Below are 17954 nucleotides of genomic sequence, written 5' to 3'. Positions count from 1 at the left end.
CCGGGCGGTGTCGAGGTGCTTCTATCGCCTCGGCCTGCCCCGAGCGCGGACGACGACCGAGCCCCACCGTACCGGGCGCTGCGTCGGGGCGGTATCCCGGTGTCAGCGGCCGGTCGTAACGCCGACGACCCGCCCGGTGTGCCCGGGCGGGTCGTCGATCTGGAGGAGGCGGATAACGTCGTGTGGCGTCAGTGCATGTGACGCTGGGCGATGGCGAGGATCTCGTCGCGGACCGCGGGCGAACTGGCGGAGCGCAGGGCCCGCTCGATGGCACGGGCGCGGCGGTTGGCGTCGCGGCGGTTGCGGATTCGCTCGATCATGCTCATGGTGTCTCTCCTCCTGGCTATTCGGTTGTCGTCCCGTCGTCTCCTCAATTGAAGCGCAGTGGGGCCGGATTTTCCAGCGATTATTAGGTGAGCTGAGCCACCAGCCTACGAATCTTAGGTCGGCAACCCGTGTCGGCAACCTTTTCTTCGCCCAACGGAAACGGCCGGTGCGCCGGGCGGCAACCCGTGGCACACCGGCCGTAGCCGTACGGACGCGTCAGGTCCAGGCGAGCAGCGCCGCCTCCGGATCGGCGAGGAAGTCGCCCACGTCACGGAGGAACTTCGACCCCAGCTCACCGTCGATGATCCGGTGGTCGAAGGAGAGGCCGAGCGTGGTGACCAGGCGCGGCTTGACCTTGCCCTTGTGGACCCAGGGCTGCTCGCGTACCGCACCGAACGCCAGGATCGCCGACTCACCCGGGGGCAGGATCGGCGTTCCGGTGTCCACCCCGAACACCCCGACGTTGGTGATGGTCAGAGTGCCGCCGGACATGTCGGCCGGCGAGGTCCTGCCGGCCTTGGCGGTCTGCACCAGGTCGGTCATCGCGTCGGCCAGCTCACGCAGGGTCAACCGGCCAGCGTCCTTGATGTTCGGCACGATCAGGCCGCGTTCGGTGGCCGCCGCGATGCCGAGGTTCACGTACTCCTTGACGACGATCTCGTCGCCGGCCCAACTGGAGTTGACCATCGGGTGCCGCCGGACCGCCAGCAGCACCGCCTTGGCGACCAGCAGCAGCGGCGAGACCCGTACGTCACGCCACTCCCGCCGCCCGCGCAGCCGGTCCAGCGCCTTCATGGCGCGGGTCACGTCCACGGTCAGGAACTCGGTGACGTGCGGGGCGGTGAAGGCCGAGCGGGACATGTTCTCGGCGGTGAGCTTCCGTACGCCCTTGACCGGGATGCGCTGCTCGCGATCCGCGCCGAAACTCGCGGCCGAGCTGACCGGGCTGGTGACCGTCAGCGGCTCGGTCGCCGCCGGGGCCGCCGCCCGTTGTACGTCCTCCCGGGTGATCGAGCCCGACGGGCCGGACCCGGTGAGCGTGCTCAGGTCGACCCCAAGGTCCTTGGCGAGCTTGCGCACCGGCGGCTTGGCCAGCACCGGTCCGCTGCTCCGGCCGTTGCCGTTGACCGCCGGAGGCGGGGGCTGCACCGGTGCCGGGACGACCGGCACCGGGCTGTGCTGGACCGGTGCGGCCGGTACCGCCGCCGGTGCGGAAGCGGCCGGAGCCGCGCCCTTGCGGGGGCGACGCTTCGCCGCCGTGGTACGCGGGCCGTACCCGACGAGAACGGCGGTACGGCCACCCGGGGCGGGACCACCGATCAGGCCCGGCTCGACCGCACCCTCGGTCGGCGCGACCTCGACGGCGGCCAACGACGCCGCCGACGGGGTGGGCAGGTCAGTGGCTGGCGCACCGGTGGTGGACTGCTCGACCGGGCCGGCGCCCGGTTCGGTGTCGATCGCGATGATCGGGGTGCCGACCTCGACGGTCGAGCCCTCCGGGTGGAAGATCGCCTGGACCTGGCCGGCCCACTTCGCCGGGATCTCCACGGCCGCCTTCGCCGTCTCCACCTCGACGATCGGCTGGTTCAGCTCGATCGTGTCGCCCACCTTGACCAGCCAGGCGAGGATCTCGCCCTCGGTCAGACCCTCGCCCAGGTCGGGCAGGTTGAATTCCTTGATCCGCGACATGCCGCTCACCAGCCGAAGGTGCGGTCGACGGCGTCGAGCACCCGGTCGAGGTCGGGAAGGTACTCCTCCTCCACCCGGGCCGCCGGGTAAGGGGTGTCGAAGCCGGCCACCCGCAGCACCGGCGACTCCAGCGAGTAGAAGCACTCCTCGGTGATCCGGGCCGCGACCTCCGCACCCATGCCCAGGTTGGACGGCGCCTCGTGCACCACCACCGCGCGACCGGTACGACGCACCGACTCGTACACCACACCGAGATCCAGCGGGGAGAGCGTGCGCAGGTCGATGACCTCCAGGTTCCGTCCGTCCTCGGCAGCGGCGGTCGCCGCGTCGAGGCAGGTACGCACCATCGGGCCGTACGCGAGCAGGGTGGCGTCGGTGCCGGCCCGCGCGACCCGGGACGCGTGCAGCGGGTACGCCTCGGACAGCGGGGCGTCCAGGTCGACCGGCCCCTTCTCCCAGTAACGCCGCTTCGGCTCCAGGAAGACGATCGGGTCGTCCGAGGCGATGGCCTGCTGGATCATCACGTACGCGTCCTGCGGGTTGGCGCAGGAGACCACCTTCAGCCCGGCGGTGTGCGCGAAGTACGCCTCGGGCGACTCGGAGTGGTGCTCCACCGCGCCGATGCCGCCGCCGAACGGGATCCGGATCACCATCGGGATGTTGAGCTTGCCCCGCGAGCGGTAGTGCATCTTCGCCACCTGCGACACGATCTGGTCGTACGCGGGGTAGACGAAGCCGTCGAACTGGATCTCGCAGACCGGACGGTAGCCCCGGATGGCCAGGCCGACCGCGGTGCCGATGATGCCGGACTCGGCCAGCGGGGTGTCGATCACCCGCTGGTCACCGAAGTCCTTCTGCAACCCGTCGGTGATCCGGAAGACGCCGCCGAGCTTGCCGACGTCCTCGCCCATGATGACGACCTTCGGGTCGTTCTCCAGTGCCTTGCGCAGGCCGGCGTTGAGGGCCTTGCCGAGGGTGAGCGTCTCCGTGGCCATCAGTGCGCGCTCCCCTCGAACGACTCCAGGTACCGGCTGAACTGCGCGCGCTGCTCGTCGAGCAGCGGCGACCCGTTGGGGTAGACGTGGTCGAACATGGTGTCCGGATCCGGGTTCGGCATGGCGAGCACCCGTTCACGCAGGTCCACCGCCTCCCGGCGGGCCTGCTCGTCGACCTCGCCGAAGAACCCGGCGTCGGCGATCTTCTCCCGCTCCAGGAACGCCTTCATCCGGGCGATCGGGTCCTTGGCCTGCCACGCCTCGACCTCGCTGGCGATCCGGTAGCGGGTCGGGTCGTCGGAGGTGGTGTGCGCGCCCATCCGGTAGGTGTACGCCTCGATCAGGCTCGGGCCCTGCCCGTGCCGGGCGTTGTCCAGCGCGTGCCGGGTCACCGCGTACGTGGCCAGCACGTCGTTGCCGTCGACCCGGATGCCGGGGAACCCGAAGCCGGCGGCCCGCCGGTAGAGGGGGATGCGGGTCTGTCGCTCCAGCGGCTCGGAGATGGCGTACTGGTTGTTCTGGCAGAAGAACACCAGCGGTGAGTTGAACACGCCGGCCCAGACGAACGCCTCGTTGACATCGCCCTGGCTGGTGGCACCGTCGCCGAAGTAGGCGATCACCGCCTCGCCGTCGTCGGTGCCGGTCTTGCCGTCCATCGCGACGCCCATGGCGTAGCCGGTGGCGTGCAGGGTCTGCGCGCCGATCACGATGGTGTACATGTTGAACTTGAACTCGTTCGGGTCCCAGCCACCCTGGTCGACCCCGCGGAACAGGCCCAGCGGCATGATCGGGTCGATGCCACGGCAGTAGAGCACGCCGTGCTCGCGGTAGGTGGGGAAGGCCATGTCCTGCGTACGCAGCGCCCGGCCGGAACCGACCTGCGCCGCCTCCTGGCCCAGCAGGCTCGCCCAGATGCCCAGCTCGCCCTGCCGTTGCAGGGCCGTCGCCTCGGCGTCCAGCTTCCGGACGAGCACCAGGTCGCGGTAGAGGCCGCGGTACTCCTCGTCGGTGAAGTCGACGCGGTACTCGGTGCCGTCCGGGCCGGTCACGCTCTCGATCCGCTCGCCGGAGGGCGTGAGCAACTGCACCAGCTCCGGATCGCCGGTGGTGGCCTTCCTGGATCGGGGTGCGGCTCGCCGGCCGCGGGCCGGAGCCCCGGGGTCGCCCTTTGCCATCCGTCTCTCCCTGTCGTGTCTGCGTCGGCACCGGGGGGTCACCCGGCCGCGCGACTCGTGCGCCCGTCCCGGCTGGTGCCGGGATGGTTCCTGGCGGCCGCGCCTGACCCCGGTAGGGGTTGCCGCGCGGCATGAGCCGGATTCTGGCCGAACCCGGTTCGGGAGCGCCGGTGCCCAGTCGCGCCTACCGCGTGGGTGCGCGGAGGTCGCGGCTGCGCTGCCGCCGTAACTCCAGTTTCGCATCAGAGGTGAGGCGTCCCACACCCCGCCCGCCCCGCATCCGGTGGCCAGCCCGCTTCGTTACCCGAAGTGCCGCAGTGTCGGGTCGAGCGACTCGCGGCCGTTGCGGTGGTGGTTCGTCACCATTCGGCCAGATACGCGTGTCGACACGCGGTGTGGTCTTGGCTGACGCAGAGTCACTGCCCCAGGCTGATCGCGCGGGTCGGCTCCAGCTTCCGAAAGGCCCGCGAGGGTGCCCGGAGGGCGGCTTCGACCAGGGGTGACGACGAGGGGGTGCGTGGTGTCCGAACCAGGTGAAGGCCCCGGTGCGCCGATCCTCGGCCGGCATCGGGCGCCCGGCTACCGGCGCGTGGTGGGTGCGCACCGGGCCGTGCGTACCGCCGGGCCCACCCGGGGCTATCTGCTGACGGTGGCGCTGCTCGCGGGCACCGCCTCGATGCCGGTCCTCGCCGCGATCAGCACCGGCTCCGCGACCGTCGGCAGTACGGCGCTGCCGGACGGCAGCACGCCGTTCATCCCGACACCCTCGGTCGGACCGGTGGTGGTCCCACCGCCACCCAGCGGCTCGCCGACCTCCATCGTGACCGCGGTGCCCTCGGTCGAACCGGCGGCGCCGCCGGTCGTCCCCGTGCTGCCGACGCCCCGACCGACGATCGTCGGTCCACCGGTCGAGCACACGCCGGCCCGTCGCCCCGGCGCGCCGACGACCGCGCCGGCCCCCCGGACACCCACCAGCACACCGGCCCCTCGCCCGGCGCCCGTCCCGACCCGGACACCCTCGCCGGCCCCGACCAGCGGCTCGCCCACGCCGACCACCTCGGCCGATCCGACCGCCTCGGCCGATCCGACCGCCTCGGCCGATCCGACCGCCTCGGCCGATCCGACCGCGTCCAACGACCCGCCCACCGCGGGCCCGGGCCCGTCAACCGATCCCTCGGCGTCCGCCGATCCGGGCTCGTCGGACGGTCCTACGGCGTCCGCCGCACCGACCACGTCGGGTGACCCGTCGCCGACGACCGACCCGAGCACATCCAGCGGCCCTTCCGCGTCCGCCGCGCCGACCGCGCCGGGCGGTCCGTCGGCCACCCCGAGCGGCGGTGGGTCCGCGCCGGAGCCCCCACCGGCCACCCTCGTGGCCGGGCCGCTGTCGCCCGGCACATCCGAGCGCACCGGCAGCGCCCGCACCCGGACGCGTTCCGCCTGCGGGGGCACTGCCGGCCCGCCGGCTCAACGGGCGGTGCCGGCCTGACCGGCGGTGCCGGACGCGGGGCGGTCCGGTGAGCGTGGGTGCGGGTCAGCCGTCGTCGGCGAGACGGTGCCGGTTGGCCTCGATCCAGGCGTCCAGAGCCGCCGGATCGTCCGGGTCGATGCCGTCGGCCATCAACTGGGCCACCGCGGCGGTGGCCGGGCTGCGCCGCTCGCCGGTCGCGTAGAGGCGGACGAACTCCGGCACCATCTCCTCGATCGCCGCGTCCGTGGCGGCAGCCGCCGACTCGGGCAGCCCACGCCGGTGGGCCGCGTATCCGGCCCAGGCGCGCAGTACCCGGGGCAGCATCGCCGCGTCGTCCATGTCGAGTACGGCACGGCGGTGCACCCAGTCGAGCAGGAAGAGGCCGGCGACCGTCGGGCTCCACCGCAGCGGGTCGGCGTCGGGAAAGGTGGCCGCGTGGTCGAGCAGCAGGCCCAGACAGAAGTGCAGCGAGGCCAGTTCGGCATCGTCGACCGCGTCAAGTCCGGCCCGGGCGGCGTCCGGTGAGCCCAGGAAACGGCGGATCTCCGCGGCTCGCTCGGCGTCGGGCAACGGGTCGTCGGCCTGCCGGGGTGGGGGTGCGGTCGCGGCCGGCAGCACCGCCAGCCGGGCCCCGACCAGCGCCCGGTCGGTGGCGAGTGAGGCGGCACCGGGCAGCTGGCCCAGATGGTCGGTCACGGCGAGATGCCGGCTCACCTGGTCGCGCATCCGGGTCGGGCTCTCCTCCCGGAACCAGGTCAGCTCGTCCTCGGCGCACAGTTGCCGGACCTGCTCCAGAATCCGGCCGGCCGGACCGCCGACGAAGACGTCCTTGGTGATGCCGATGTTGTGGTCGATCAGGGCGACCAGGGCGTGTTCCGGCCCACCGGTGGCATCGTCGTAGGCGAACGTGGCCAGGTAGGAGGTCTGGTCGCCGTACACGTCGCCGTACGCCCAGGTGCCGGTGACGTGCACCTTGCCGAGCTGCCCGGACCAGGCCGGTGCGGTCGCACCGGGTCGCACCCGGTCCGCACCCGCCGCGTCCGGCACCAGGGCCGCGAAGACGGCGCGGACCGTCGTCGCCGCGACCGCCCGTCGTCGCGAGGTGGCGGCGAGGAACTCGCCCACGAAGTCGCGCACCGCCGCCTCCCGGTCCGTCTCGGCGACCTCGTACACGCTGCCGAGCAGGGCCGCACCGAGCATCTCCGCGTCGAGGGCCGAGTCGAGCTTGGTCACGTCGCGTGCGGCGTGCAGCACCGCGTCGTAAGGGGTCTGTGGCGTGGCCATGACTCGACCCTACGCCGATCGCGCGGTGTCCAGGAACGTTCGGCGGCCGGGTCAGCGGTGTCGGGCCACCTCGAGGACCGTACGTGCGTCGGCGTGCGCGGCGATCACCGCCCGCACCGGGGCCAGCACCTGCTGTTCACCGACGGTGGCGACGGCCCGGGTCAGCCGCGCCTCCGCCCGCTGGCGAGCCTGCCGCGCGGCCCACCTCACCAGCGGTCGGGTCAGGGCGGCGACGAGCGCCCCGGTCAGCAGTCCACCGAGCAGCAGCAGGGTCGGCACCGGTACCTCACCGACCATCGGGTGCCGCAGCTCCGGCAACCCGAGTGCCCGCATCGCGTAGCCGAGGACCAGCCAGCCCAGCCCGGCCGCCGCGGCGAGCGTCACCAGCCACTGCACCCCGCCGACCAGTCGCCACCAGACACGGGGACGGTCGACGCCGAGATCGGTGCTGGCCAGCGCGCCGTCCAGGGCGTCCGGCAGGTCGCCGAGGCGGGAGCGGGCCGCCGCGGCCATCGCGTCCGGCCAGGCGTTCGGCAGCCCGGCCCCGGCCCGCTCGGCCACCGTCCGCAGGGCCAACGCCAACGCCGACTTGTCGGCCGCGTTGGGCTCGGGCACCGAGGTCGCGGCCACCAGGCTCTCCGCCGGGTCACCGCCGGCCCGCCGGTCGGGCAGATGCAGCCGGCGCAGCGGATCGGCCCGCAGCCGCCGCCAGAGCCGCAGCAGGGGCCAGCCGGTGGCCGCCGCGGCGCGATGCCGGTACGCCTGCTCGACCGCCGCCACGACCGTCGGCACTCCCGCTGTCCTGCACAGGGCACGGTCCAGCGCGGTGACCGCGGGATCGTCGGCGGCGAGCGCGGTGCGGGGCGCGCCGACCATGTCGTCCAGCGCATCGACGACGGCGTCGACGTCACCGGAGAGGCGACGCAGCGCGGCCTGTCGTTCGGCGACGGTACGCTCCAGCGCCGCCCGCAGCCGCTCCGGGCCGTCCGGGTCGGCGACGGTGGTGGCCAGCAGCGGCACCTCGGCCAGCCCGTCCGCGTCGAGCAGGCGGCGCAGGTCGGCCAGTACCCGGGGCACCTCGGCCGGCGGCAGCCGGTCGGTCTGGTTGAGCACGACCACCGTCACGTCCCGGTGCCGGTGGAACTCGCGGAGATAGCCGCGGTGCATCACCCGGTCGGCGTACTTCTGCGGGTCGACCACCCAGACCACCAGGTCCACGAGGCCGAGCAGTCGGTCCACCTCCAGCCGGTGCGAGTGCTCGACGGAGTCGAAATCCGGCAGGTCGAGCAGGATCAGCCCGTGCAGCGTGGACTCGTCGTCGCCGTCGAGCAGGCTCTCCCGGACGAACCGGTGGCGGGGCAGCACGCCGAGCCAGTCGAGCAGCCGGGTGCCCCCGTCGAGTGGGCCCCAGACGCAGGCGTGCGTAACCCCGGTGGTGGGTCGGCGTACCCCGACGGGTGAGAGGTCCATCCGGGCCATCGCGTTGAACAGGCTCGACTTGCCGCTGCCGGTGGCTCCGGCCAGCGCCACCACGGTGTGGTCGCGCGACAGCGCGAGCCGGGTGCCGGCCCGTTCGACAAGGGTGCGGGCCGGTACCAGCGGGGTGTCCGGCAGGTGCCCGTCGACGATGCCGAGGAAGCGCCGCACTGCCTCCAGCCGGGCGACCAGTTGGTCGGCGTCCACCCGCCCGTCGGCGATCCGCAACGCCTCGCGGAGGCGTCCGCCCATGCCGGTCACGGCCGCTCCCCATCGGTCACCGGGGCGTCGACGCCCGTCGTCTGGGCGCTGAGCACGGGCGCGGCGTCGGCGAAGCCGCTGCGCAACCGGGCCGCCTCGACCCGTTCGGCCGCCTGGCGCAACGCCGTCGCGGTCCGGGCCGCCGGTCGGGTCTGCCGGGTCCGGGTGAGATAGCGGGTGGCCTCGTCGTCCAGCAGCACCGTCACCCGCTCCAGCAGGTCCTCGCGGGCCTTTCTGGCCAGCGTACGGACGGCCTGGTCGCCGAAGATCGCCTGAAGCACCGCCTGACCGGCGAGGGTGGTGCCGGCCCCGGTGGCGACCTCCAGCCCGGTCGGGATGAAGGCGGTGGAGGCGAAGACAGCGATCATCACGGCCAGTCCGGTGGCGTTTACCGCGTACGCCGCCGTCCGGGCCACGAAGCGTCGGTCGCCACCTTCGGCCCGGACCAGCTCCAGCACGCCGCGCTGCCAGTCGCGCACCAGCCGCTCGGCGCGCTGCGGCAGGTCGGCGGCGTGGTGCGCCAGGTCGGGTTCGAGCAGGGCCGCGCCGGCCGGGTGCGCCTTCCAACCGGTGTACGCGTGCTCGGCCGCCTCGGCGGCCACCCCGCGCAGCAGGGTGACCAGTTGCGACTCGATCGCGTCGCGCAGCTCGACGGCGGGGGCCGGGCGGCGGGAGAAGGAGGCCATGACACGGTCCCGTAGCCGGCCGATCCGCGCCTCGAGGGTGCGGAAGAGGTCGCTGGTGCCGACGAACTCCTGCCAACGGGCGAGCACCTCGCCACGGAGCAGTCGACCGTCGCGCAGCCCCTGCTCGACGGTCCGGTGCGCGGCCCGGTACGCCGCGCGTACCCGGTCGTCCAGCGCGTCGGCGGCGGTGACCTGCTCGTCGACGGCGAGGGCCAGGCTCTCGACGGTGGGTTGCAGCAGGGCCAGCGCGCCGCCGAGGGTCTGCCGGACCACCGCCGCACGGGCCTCCGCGTCGGCGGCGAGCCGGGCGAACCAGTCGGCCAGCGGTGCGGTGCTGCGGCCCGGTAGCAGCCCCTGCCCGTCGATCCAGGTCTCCGGGAGCACGAACAGCGGCGCGGCGTCGAGGCCCTGCTCGGCGAGCATCTCGGCGAGGTGGGCGGCCACCTCGTCGGTCGCCTCCGCGGGCACCCGGTTGAGCACCAGGGCGAGGACCGCACCCCTGGCCCGGGCGTTGTGCAGCAGCTCCCAGGGGACGGCGTCGGCGTACCGGGCGGCGGTGGTGACGAAGAGCCAGAGGTCGGCGGCGGCGAGCAGCTGGCTGGCCAGGGCCCGGTTGGCGTCGACCACCGAGTCGATGTCGGGGGCGTCCAGGAACGCCAGCCCCGGGGGTAGCGCCGGGGCGGTGACCAGGTGCAGGGTGCGGGGATCGTCGCCGGGCTGGTTGGTGCGGGTCAGCCCGGGCAGCAGCTCGCCCCGGCGGAACCAGGCCGAGTCGGCCGGGTTGCAGACCAGTACCGGCGACCGGGTGGTGGGTCGCAGCACGCCGGCCGCGCTGACCCGGGCCTGCACCAGGCTGTTGACCAGGGTCGACTTGCCGGCACCGGTGGATCCGCCGACCACCACGAGCAGCGGTGCGTCGAGGCGGGCCAGGCGGGGCAGCAGGTAGTCGTCGAGCTGGTCGGCGAGGGCGGCGACGGTGCGTGCGGCCAGCTCGGCCGAGGGCAGGGCCAGCGGGAACCGGGCCGCCCCGATCGCGGCGCGCAGGCTGGTCAGGGCGTCTGGCAGAGTGTCGTCCCCGGTGGGCGCGGGCCGGTCCTCGCCGGCGCCGGTGGACCCGGTGCGGGCTGCGACGGCGGGCGCGCCGGACGGTGAGGCGGAATCGCCGTGCGTCGTCACCGCTAAAGCGTGCCCGACCGACACAAGGTAAGACAACCGGTCGGTAGGACTGGTGGGTTGCGTCGATCCGACTCAACCTTGACTTGACGATTTCCGAGGGCGTGGCACTATTGAGTCAAGTTCACTCAACTTGAGGTGGGGTCGCTGCGGACGGCAGGTGCCGCGCAGCGGGACGGGAGGGCCCGTCACCTGCTCAACGTAACGAAGCGAGGAAGCGAAGATGGCACGTGCGGTCGGTATCGACCTCGGCACGACGAACTCCTGCGTCAGCGTTCTGGAGGGCGGTGAGCCCACCGTCATCGCCAACGCTGAGGGCTCGCGGACGACCCCGTCGATCGTCGCGTTCGCCCGTAACGGCGAGGTGCTCGTCGGTGAGGTCGCCAAGCGCCAGGCGGTGACGAACCCGGACCGGACGATCCGCTCGGTCAAGCGGGAGATCGGCACCAACTGGTCCGTCGACATCGACGGCAAGAAGTACACCCCGCAGGAGATCTCGGCCCGGACGCTGATGAAGCTCAAGCGGGACGCCGAGGCCTACCTGGGCGAGCAGATCACCGACGCGGTGATCACCGTCCCGGCCTACTTCAACGACGGCCAGCGTCAGGCCACCAAGGAGGCCGGTGAGATCGCCGGCTTCAACGTGCTGCGGATCGTGAACGAGCCGACCGCGGCAGCCCTGGCGTACGGGCTGGACAAGGGCTCCAAGGAGCAGACCGTCCTGGTCTTCGACCTCGGTGGCGGCACCTTCGACGTGTCGCTGCTGGAGTTGGCCGAGGGCGTCATCGAGGTCAAGTCGACCAGCGGTGACAACCTCCTCGGTGGCGACGACTGGGACCAGCGGATCATGGATCACCTGGTGAAGACCTTCCGGGGCGAGCACGGCATCGACCTGTCGCAGGACAAGATGGCGATGCAGCGGCTCAAGGAGGCCGCCGAGAAGGCCAAGATCGAGCTGTCCGCCGCCACCACCACCAACATCAACCTGCCGTACATCACCGCCGGGGCGGCCGGTCCGCTGCACCTGGACGTGACCCTCAGCCGGGCCGAGTTCCAGCGGATGACGCAGGACCTGCTGGACCGCTGCAAGGGCCCGTTCGAGCAGGCCGTGAAGGACGCCGGGATCAAGGTCTCCGACGTCGACCACGTGATCCTCGTCGGTGGCTCGACCCGGATGCCCGCGGTGACCGACCTGGTCAAGCAGCTCACCGGCAAGGAGCCGAACAAGGGCGTCAACCCGGACGAGGTCGTGGCGGTGGGCGCTGCCCTGCAGGCCGGCGTGCTCAAGGGCGAGGTCAAGGACGTCCTGCTGCTCGACGTGACGCCGCTGAGCCTGGGCATCGAGACCAAGGGTGGCATCTTCACCAAGCTCATCGAGCGCAACACCACCATCCCGACCAAGCGTTCCGAGGTGTTCACCACCGCCGACGACAACCAGCCGTCGGTGCTGATCCAGGTCTTCCAGGGCGAGCGTGAGATCGCCGCGTACAACAAGAAGCTCGGCACCTTCGAGCTGACCGGCCTCCCGCCGGCCCCGCGCGGCGTGCCGCAGATCGAGGTCACCTTCGACATCGACGCCAACGGCATCGTCAACGTCCACGCCAAGGACCTGGGCACCGGCAAGGAACAGAAGATGACGATCACCGGCGGCTCGTCGCTGCCGAAGGACGACATCGAGCGGATGCGCCGGGACGCCGAGGAGCACGCGGAGGAGGACAAGCGCCGCCGCGAGGAGGCCGAGACCCGCAACGTGGCCGAGGCTCTGCAGTGGCAGACCGAGAAGTTCCTCGCCGAGAACGGTGACAAGCTCCCCGCCGAGAACCGCGAGAAGCTCAACGAGGCCCTCGGCGAGCTGCGTGGCGCTCTCGGTGGCAGTGACATCGAGAAGATCAAGTCGGCGCACGAGCGGCTCGCGCAGGTCTCCCAGGAGGCGGGCTCGCTGCTCTACGCCCAGCAGGCCGAGCAGGCCCAGCCGGGTGGCGAGGCCGGCGACGGTCCGGCCGGCGGTGCCGGTGCGGCCGGTGGCGCGCAGGCCGGTGGCGCGCGGCCCGGTGCGGACGACGTGGTCGACGCGGAGATCGTGGACGAGGACAAGAAGTGACGGTCCTGGCCACCCGAGCGCACGGGCAGAGGGATGAGGTAGTCGTATGACGGAGAAGCCACGAGCCGCCGACCCGGGTGATACCGGGTCGGCGCCGGGTGGCTCGGCGTCCGAGCCGGCCACCGGCGACGCGCCGCGGGTCGTCATCCGCAACAACCGCAAGATCAGTGAAATCCGTGAACCGGACGGCACGGCCGCCGACGCTGGGCCGGACGTGCCGGCGGAGGGTCTGGTCGAAGAGGCCGAGGTCGTGGTCGACTCGATCGAGGTCGAGGCGAGCGCACTGAGCGACGCGTCCACCGAGGGGCCACCGGTCGTGGACGCGCCGGCACAGCCGGTCGGGGAGCCGTCCGAGCCGGCCGCCGGCGGGCTGGGTGCCGAGCTGGAGGCGCTCCGCGCCGAGCTGGACGAACGCACCCGCGACGTGCAGCGGGTGTCGGCCGAGTACGCCAACTACCGCAAGCGGGTCGAGCGCGACCGTGGCCTGGTGACCGAGCAGGCGACCGGGTCCGTGCTCGCCGCGCTGCTGCCGATCCTGGACGATCTCGACCGCGCTCGGGAGCACGGCGACCTGGTCGGCCCCTTCGGTTCAGTGGCCGAGCAGCTCGTCACCGCGCTCGGCAAGTTCGGGCTGACCCCGTTCGGTGAGCAGGGCGACCCGTTCGACCCGACGCGGCACGAGGCGGTGGCCCACCAGACCTCGGCCGACGTCACCGAGCCGACCTGCGTACAGGTGATGCGTCGGGGCTATCAGGTCGGTGAGCGACTGCTGCGGCCCGCGCTGGTCGCGGTCGCCGACCCGGAATAGTGCGCGACGGTGACCTGGCCGCCCCGCCCGCCGAGACCCGGCGGGCGGGGCGGACCGGGCCCGGCGGTGGGGAGGAGGTGTACGGGTGAGTTCGAAGGACTGGATCGAGAAGGACTACTACGCGGTCCTGGGCGTGGCGAAGGCCGCGCCGGCTGATGAGATCAAGAAGGCGTACCGCAAGCTGGCCCGCGAGTCGCACCCGGACCACAACCCCGGTGACGCCAAGGCCGAGGAGCGTTTCAAGGCGGTGTCCGAGGCGTACGCGGTGCTCGGTGACGACGCCAAGCGCCGCGAGTACGACGAGATGCGCTCGTTGTTCGGTTCGGGCGCGTTCCGGCGTGGTGCCCGGCAGGGCGGCCAGCCGGGCGGCGTGCCGTTCGACGTCTCCGACCTGTTCGGTGGCGCGCAGGCAGGTGGCGGCCGGTTCGCCGGTGGCAACATCTCCGACCTGTTCAGCTCGATCTTCTCCGGCGGCGGGGGTGCGGGCGCGCCCGGTCCGGCCCGGGGCCGGGACATCGAGACCGAAGTGGCGCTCGACTTCGACCACGCGGTACGCGGCGTGACCCTGCCGCTGACGTTGCGGGCACCCGGTGTCTGCGACACCTGCCACGGCAACGGCGCCAAGCCCGGCACCGTGCCACGCACCTGCCCGGTCTGCCACGGCGCCGGGGTCACCAACCGGAACCAGGGCGCGTTCAGCTTCTCCGAGCCCTGCCGCAACTGTCAGGGCGTGGGCACGGTGGTGGACGAGAAGTGCCCGGAGTGCCAGGGCACCGGCGGGGTCACCAAGACCCGTACGCTCAACGTCCGCTTTCCCGCCGGGGTGGCCGACGGCCAGCGGATCAGGCTGGCCGGCCGGGGTGAGCCGGGTGAGCGCGGCGGCCCGGCGGGTGATCTGTTCGTGCACGTGAAGGTCCGGCCGGACGAGGTGTTCGGGCGCACCGGCGACGACCTCACGCTCACCGTGCCGATCACGTTCGCGGAGGCCGTCCTCGGCACCGATCTGCGGGTACCGACGCTCGACGGTCCGGTGACCCTGCGGGTGCCGCCGGGTACGCCGAGCGGTCGCATCCTGCGTGCCCGGGGCAAGGGTGTCAGCCGCCGGGACGGCCAGGCCGGTGACCTGTTGGTCACCCTCGACGTGGTGGTGCCGGCGGGGATCTCGGACGAGGCACGGGCCGCTCTGGAGACGTTCGCCGAGCAGACCCCGCCGGCGGCCCGGGAACATCTCGACGCGCGGGTGCGTCGGTTCGGTTGATCGGTGAAGCGGTGCGGAGGTGAACGGGATGGACGGGTTCGTCGGCTCGGATGACCCGGCATACGAGGCCAAGGTGCTGATGATCTCGGTCGCGGCGCGGATGGCGGGGATGCACCCGCAGACGCTGCGCCAGTACGACCGGCTCGGCCTGGTGCAGGCCGGCCGGGCGGCCGGTGGTGGTCGGCGGTACAGCGTCCGGGACGTGGTGCTGCTGCGCGAGGTGCAGCGGCTCAGCCAGGACGACGGCGTCAACCTCGCCGGGATCAAGCGGATCATCGGGCTGGAGCGACTGCTGGAGCAGGCGCAGCAGCGGGTCGCCCAGCTGGAGGCCGAGCTCGACGCCGCGTACCGCCGGATGGCCGAGCTGGAGTCGTTGGCCCGCTTCCCCGGCCGGGATCTCGTACCCACCAACCAGACCTCGACCGCCCTGGTGGTCTGGCGTCCCCGACGCAGCCCCGGGCGCTGACGCCCGCCATCGCCGAAAGGGTGTGGCTCCGCCAGGCGGAGCCACACCCTTTCCGCGTGTCCGCCGACCCTGCGCTGCTGGTATTTCCGCAAACCCGAGCGCCGGACGGGTTGTCCCGACTAGCCTTCAGAAATAACGTCTAAACCAACTCAATCCGGACTCCGATCTGGCGGGGGGAGCCATGACGGAAGCGGCGAGGAAGGTGGCCGAGCAGACGGAGCAACGCCTCGACGACCTGGCTGAGAGCGTCCAGCACCGGTTCGACCGGATCACCAAGGGACGTCTCTCCGGCCAGAGCCAGGCGGACAGATCCGTCGACCGGGGCGCCACGGAACGCGGCCGGGTCGGTCGTGGTGCCGGCCAGGTGCGCAGTGACCAGCACCGTCGTGAGCGGGGCGGGTCGCGCTGACGATCCGCCGACGTGCGGGCCGGGAGCCACGGGGGGTCCCGGCCCGTTCGGCACGTTCAGAGTCGGCGATTCTCCCGGACCAGCCCACCCTCGCACCACTCCCGGTACACGAAGAGCTCCGGCCGGGTCAGCAGTACCCGGCTGTTGTGCGCCCAGGTACGCATCAACTCGTCGCCGTTGCGCTCGGCCTGGTCGACGAGCTTCCGGAAGCGACGCTTCGGGTGTGCCCGGAAGTTCGTCCGGATCCCGTCGGCGGCGTAGATGTAGAGGCAGTGCAGCGCGAACCGACGCGCCGGACAGCGGGTGTCCATGGCGAGATCGAACAGCGTCGTCACCAGCCGGTCACCGGAGACCAGCAGGTCCCAGTCCGGCGGCATCGACGTCAACGGGACCGAGTCGGGTTGGTAGGCCCACGCTCGCAACTCCGCCGGGCTCGGATCGACGGGGTTGGCGAAGCCGTGGAACGCTGACTCCTGCACGCTCACCGGCCAACCTTCCGCTTCCGCCCGCAGGGACGTGCGCCCACCGGGAACCTGGCTGCTGGGGCGACACGTTAACGCGGTACCGGTGAGTACCGGTAGACCCTGCGGGAAGCAATTCGGCATCTGTTGGTCGACGGGGGCCGTCCGGACGGTCTCACCGGCCGGTGAGCGGTCACGCCCGGTCGGCCACCGGTGCCGGTCGCGCCCGTTGGGCCCGGGCCCGCGCCCGCAGCCACTGCTTGAACCAGCCCAGATCCGGCAACCGGGCGAGCATCGGCCCGGTCACCACCGTGATCAGTACATACGCCGTGGCGAGCGCCGCCAACTGCGGATCGACGCCGCCGGCGGCCACCGCCAGCCCGGCGATGACGATGGAGAACTCGCCCCGGGGCACGAGTGCCAACCCGGCCCGCCAGCGTCCCGGCTCGGCGATCCCGGCCCGCCGGGCCGCCAGGTAGCCGGTCAACGTCTTCGTGCCCATCGTCACGAAGGCGAGCAGCAGCGCCGGCAGCAGCACCGGCGGGATGCCCCGAGGGTCGGTGACCAGGCCGAAGAAGACGAAGAACACGGCGGCGAACAGGTCCCGCAGCGGAGTGAGCAGTTCGGTGGCGTGGTGGGCGACCGGGCCGGACAGCGCGATGCCGACCAGGAACGCGCCGACCGCCGCCGAGACCTGGAGCTTCGCCGCGATGCCGGCCACCAGGAGGGTCAGCCCGAGCACACCGAGCAGCAGCGCCTCGGCGTCGTCGGCCGACATGAGTCTGGAGATCTGCTTGCCGTACCGGACGGCGACCACAAGGACCGCGATGACGGTCACCACCGCGATACCCAGGCCGACGCCGCCCTTCGCCACACCCACGCCGGCCAGCAGGGCGGTCACCAGGGGCAGGTAGAACGCCATCGCCAGATCCTCGATCACCAGCACCGAGAGGACCACGGGTGTCTCTCGGTTACCGAGCCGGCCCAGGTCGGCGAGGATCTTGGCGATCACCCCCGAGGACGAGATCCAGGTGATCCCGGCGAGCACCACCGCGGACACCCAGCCCCAACCGAGCAGCAGCGCGAAGGCCGCCCCCGGCAAGGCGTTGAGCAGCGCGTCGATCAGCCCGGCGGGCGCGGACGCCCGCAGGTTGCCGACTAGTTCGGTGGCCGAGTACTCCAGGCCGAGCATCACCAGCAGCAGGATCACGCCGATTTCCGCGCCGACGGCGAAGAATTCCTCGCTGGCGTTGAGTTCCACGATGCCGCCGTGGCCGAAGGCGAGTCCGGCGAGCAGGTACAGCGGGATCGGTGACAGGCCGATCCGGCGGCTGAGCCGCCCGAGCAGACCGAGCAGGAACAGCAGGGCGCCGACTTCGACAAGCAGGGTCGTGGTCTCGTGCATCCGCGCCTCAGCCGTCCGGATCGCCGTCGGCGAGGATGGCCGTCACGGCGTCGAGGCCGTGACGGGTCCCGACGACGACCACCACGTCGCCCGCGGCGAACCGGAACGATGGAGCCGGCGAGACGTTCACCTCGCCGTTGCGCAGCACGGCCACGATCGAGGCGCCGGTGCGGGTCCGGGCCTTGGTGTCCCCCAACGGCCGGTTGACGTACAGCGAGGAGGCCGGAATGGCGATCTGCTCGGTGAGCAGCCCGGCGGCCTGCTCGCGTAGCCCGGAGAGTTGGCCGAGCATGAGCGACGCGCCGAGGATGTCGGCCAGCGCCTCCGCCTCGTCATCGGTGAGCGGGATGTCCGCCGCGCTGGCGTCCGGGTCGTCCGGGTCGTACAGGACAAGGTCCCGGCGGCCACTGCGATGGGAGACCACGCCCAGGCGACGGCCGGACTCCGTCACCAGTTCGTGGCGGACACCGATCCCCGGTAAGGCAGTCTGTTCGACACGTACTCGCACC

General features: G+C 72.3%; 16 protein-coding genes. 5 read left to right on the top strand and 11 right to left on the bottom strand.

Features of this window, described 5'->3' with window-relative positions:
- Window positions 1-188 precede the first annotated feature (188 nt).
- From O3597_RS24390 to O3597_RS24355, 8 genes are all read right to left on the bottom strand, one after another.
- Entirely contained in the window at window positions 189-326 is a 138-nt protein-coding gene (locus tag O3597_RS24390) for a hypothetical protein (RefSeq protein WP_165521953.1), read from the bottom strand.
- 217 nt (window positions 327-543) lie between these two features.
- The gene (locus O3597_RS24385) at window positions 544-2016 is read right to left on the bottom strand and encodes a dihydrolipoamide acetyltransferase family protein (RefSeq protein ID WP_281604627.1); all 1473 of its coding nucleotides are present in this window, start codon (window positions 2014-2016) and stop codon (window positions 544-546) included.
- Window positions 2017-2021: 5 nt separating this feature from the next.
- Complete coding sequence (locus tag O3597_RS24380) at window positions 2022-3011, bottom strand: alpha-ketoacid dehydrogenase subunit beta (RefSeq protein ID WP_164448690.1); 990 nt, start codon at window positions 3009-3011, stop codon at window positions 2022-2024.
- Window positions 3011-4186, bottom strand: coding sequence for a pyruvate dehydrogenase (acetyl-transferring) E1 component subunit alpha (pdhA, locus tag O3597_RS24375; RefSeq protein ID WP_164448689.1), 1176 nt, complete (start codon window positions 4184-4186; stop codon window positions 3011-3013). The genes O3597_RS24380 and pdhA overlap by 1 nt, the downstream gene beginning before the upstream one ends.
- A 636-nt stretch (window positions 4187-4822) precedes the next feature.
- Window positions 4823-5638 (bottom strand): hypothetical protein, encoded by an 816-nt coding sequence (locus O3597_RS24370; RefSeq protein ID WP_281602493.1) that lies wholly within the window; start codon window positions 5636-5638, stop codon window positions 4823-4825.
- 82 nt (window positions 5639-5720) lie between these two features.
- Complete coding sequence (locus tag O3597_RS24365) at window positions 5721-6941, bottom strand: hypothetical protein (RefSeq protein ID WP_281602492.1); 1221 nt, start codon at window positions 6939-6941, stop codon at window positions 5721-5723.
- Window positions 6942-6992: 51 nt separating this feature from the next.
- On the bottom strand, window positions 6993-8669 hold the full coding sequence (locus O3597_RS24360; RefSeq protein WP_281604626.1) for a GTPase: 1677 nt from the start codon (window positions 8667-8669) through the stop codon (window positions 6993-6995).
- A 5-nt stretch (window positions 8670-8674) separates the two neighbouring features.
- Complete coding sequence (locus O3597_RS24355) at window positions 8675-10540, bottom strand: GTPase domain-containing protein (RefSeq protein WP_281602491.1); 1866 nt, start codon at window positions 10538-10540, stop codon at window positions 8675-8677.
- 220 nt (window positions 10541-10760) lie between these two features.
- Between O3597_RS24355 and dnaK the strand changes: the two genes are divergently transcribed.
- The 5 genes from dnaK to O3597_RS24330 all read left to right on the top strand — a co-directional run bounded on the left by dnaK (window position 10761) and on the right by O3597_RS24330 (window position 15579).
- Window positions 10761-12638: a molecular chaperone DnaK gene (gene dnaK / locus O3597_RS24350; RefSeq protein WP_281602490.1), complete on the top strand. Its 1878-nt coding sequence runs from the start codon at window positions 10761-10763 to the stop codon at window positions 12636-12638.
- 46 nt (window positions 12639-12684) lie between these two features.
- Entirely contained in the window at window positions 12685-13446 is a 762-nt protein-coding gene (grpE, locus tag O3597_RS24345; protein WP_164446728.1) for a nucleotide exchange factor GrpE, read from the top strand.
- Window positions 13447-13531: 85 nt separating this feature from the next.
- The gene (dnaJ, locus tag O3597_RS24340; RefSeq protein ID WP_164446727.1) at window positions 13532-14704 is read left to right on the top strand and encodes a molecular chaperone DnaJ; all 1173 of its coding nucleotides are present in this window, start codon (window positions 13532-13534) and stop codon (window positions 14702-14704) included.
- Between the two features lie 28 nt (window positions 14705-14732).
- The gene (locus tag O3597_RS24335) at window positions 14733-15170 is read left to right on the top strand and encodes a MerR family transcriptional regulator (RefSeq protein ID WP_164446726.1); all 438 of its coding nucleotides are present in this window, start codon (window positions 14733-14735) and stop codon (window positions 15168-15170) included.
- 181 nt (window positions 15171-15351) lie between these two features.
- A complete protein-coding gene (locus O3597_RS24330) occupies window positions 15352-15579 on the top strand; it encodes a hypothetical protein (protein ID WP_281602489.1) in 228 nt (75 codons plus the stop codon).
- Window positions 15580-15635: 56 nt separating this feature from the next.
- Here O3597_RS24330 and O3597_RS24325 read toward each other — a convergent pair whose 3' ends face one another.
- The 3 genes from O3597_RS24325 to O3597_RS24315 form a co-directional block, all read right to left on the bottom strand.
- Window positions 15636-16064 carry a hypothetical protein gene (locus O3597_RS24325; RefSeq protein ID WP_164446724.1) on the bottom strand — a complete coding sequence of 143 codons (429 nt, stop codon included), beginning with the start codon at window positions 16062-16064 and terminating at the stop codon, window positions 15636-15638.
- 169 nt (window positions 16065-16233) lie between these two features.
- On the bottom strand, window positions 16234-17445 hold the full coding sequence (locus tag O3597_RS24320) for a cation:proton antiporter (protein ID WP_164446723.1): 1212 nt from the start codon (window positions 17443-17445) through the stop codon (window positions 16234-16236).
- A gap of 7 nt (window positions 17446-17452) precedes the next feature.
- A complete protein-coding gene (locus O3597_RS24315; RefSeq protein ID WP_164446722.1) occupies window positions 17453-17953 on the bottom strand; it encodes a cation:proton antiporter regulatory subunit in 501 nt (166 codons plus the stop codon).
- Window position 17954 lies beyond the last annotated feature (1 nt).

The organism is Verrucosispora sp. WMMA2044 (genome assembly GCF_027497155.1).
In the GTDB taxonomy this organism is placed as follows: domain Bacteria; phylum Actinomycetota; class Actinomycetes; order Mycobacteriales; family Micromonosporaceae; genus Micromonospora; species Micromonospora palythoicola.
The sequence above is the reverse complement of the archived record's forward strand: the minus strand, read 5'-3'. Positions and strand labels throughout refer to the sequence as shown.

Bases quoted from the DNA above. Each gene is read 5' to 3' on its own strand.
- O3597_RS24390 (WP_165521953.1), bottom strand. From the start codon at position 326: ATGAGCATGATCGAGCGAATCCGCAACCGCCGCGACGCCAACCGCCGC.
- O3597_RS24385 (WP_281604627.1), bottom strand. From the start codon at position 2,016: ATGTCGCGGATCAAGGAATTCAACCTGCCCGACCTGGGCGAGGGTCTG.
- O3597_RS24380 (WP_164448690.1), bottom strand. From the start codon at position 3,011: ATGGCCACGGAGACGCTCACCCTCGGCAAGGCCCTCAACGCCGGCCTG.
- pdhA (WP_164448689.1), bottom strand. From the start codon at position 4,186: ATGGCAAAGGGCGACCCCGGGGCTCCGGCCCGCGGCCGGCGAGCCGCA.
- O3597_RS24365 (WP_281602492.1), bottom strand. From the start codon at position 6,941: ATGGCCACGCCACAGACCCCTTACGACGCGGTGCTGCACGCCGCACGC.
- O3597_RS24360 (WP_281604626.1), bottom strand. From the start codon at position 8,669: ATGGGCGGACGCCTCCGCGAGGCGTTGCGGATCGCCGACGGGCGGGTG.
- dnaK (WP_281602490.1), top strand. From the start codon at position 10,761: ATGGCACGTGCGGTCGGTATCGACCTCGGCACGACGAACTCCTGCGTC.
- grpE (WP_164446728.1), top strand. From the start codon at position 12,685: ATGACGGAGAAGCCACGAGCCGCCGACCCGGGTGATACCGGGTCGGCG.
- O3597_RS24335 (WP_164446726.1), top strand. From the start codon at position 14,733: ATGGACGGGTTCGTCGGCTCGGATGACCCGGCATACGAGGCCAAGGTG.
- O3597_RS24330 (WP_281602489.1), top strand. From the start codon at position 15,352: ATGACGGAAGCGGCGAGGAAGGTGGCCGAGCAGACGGAGCAACGCCTC.
- O3597_RS24320 (WP_164446723.1), bottom strand. From the start codon at position 17,445: ATGCACGAGACCACGACCCTGCTTGTCGAAGTCGGCGCCCTGCTGTTC.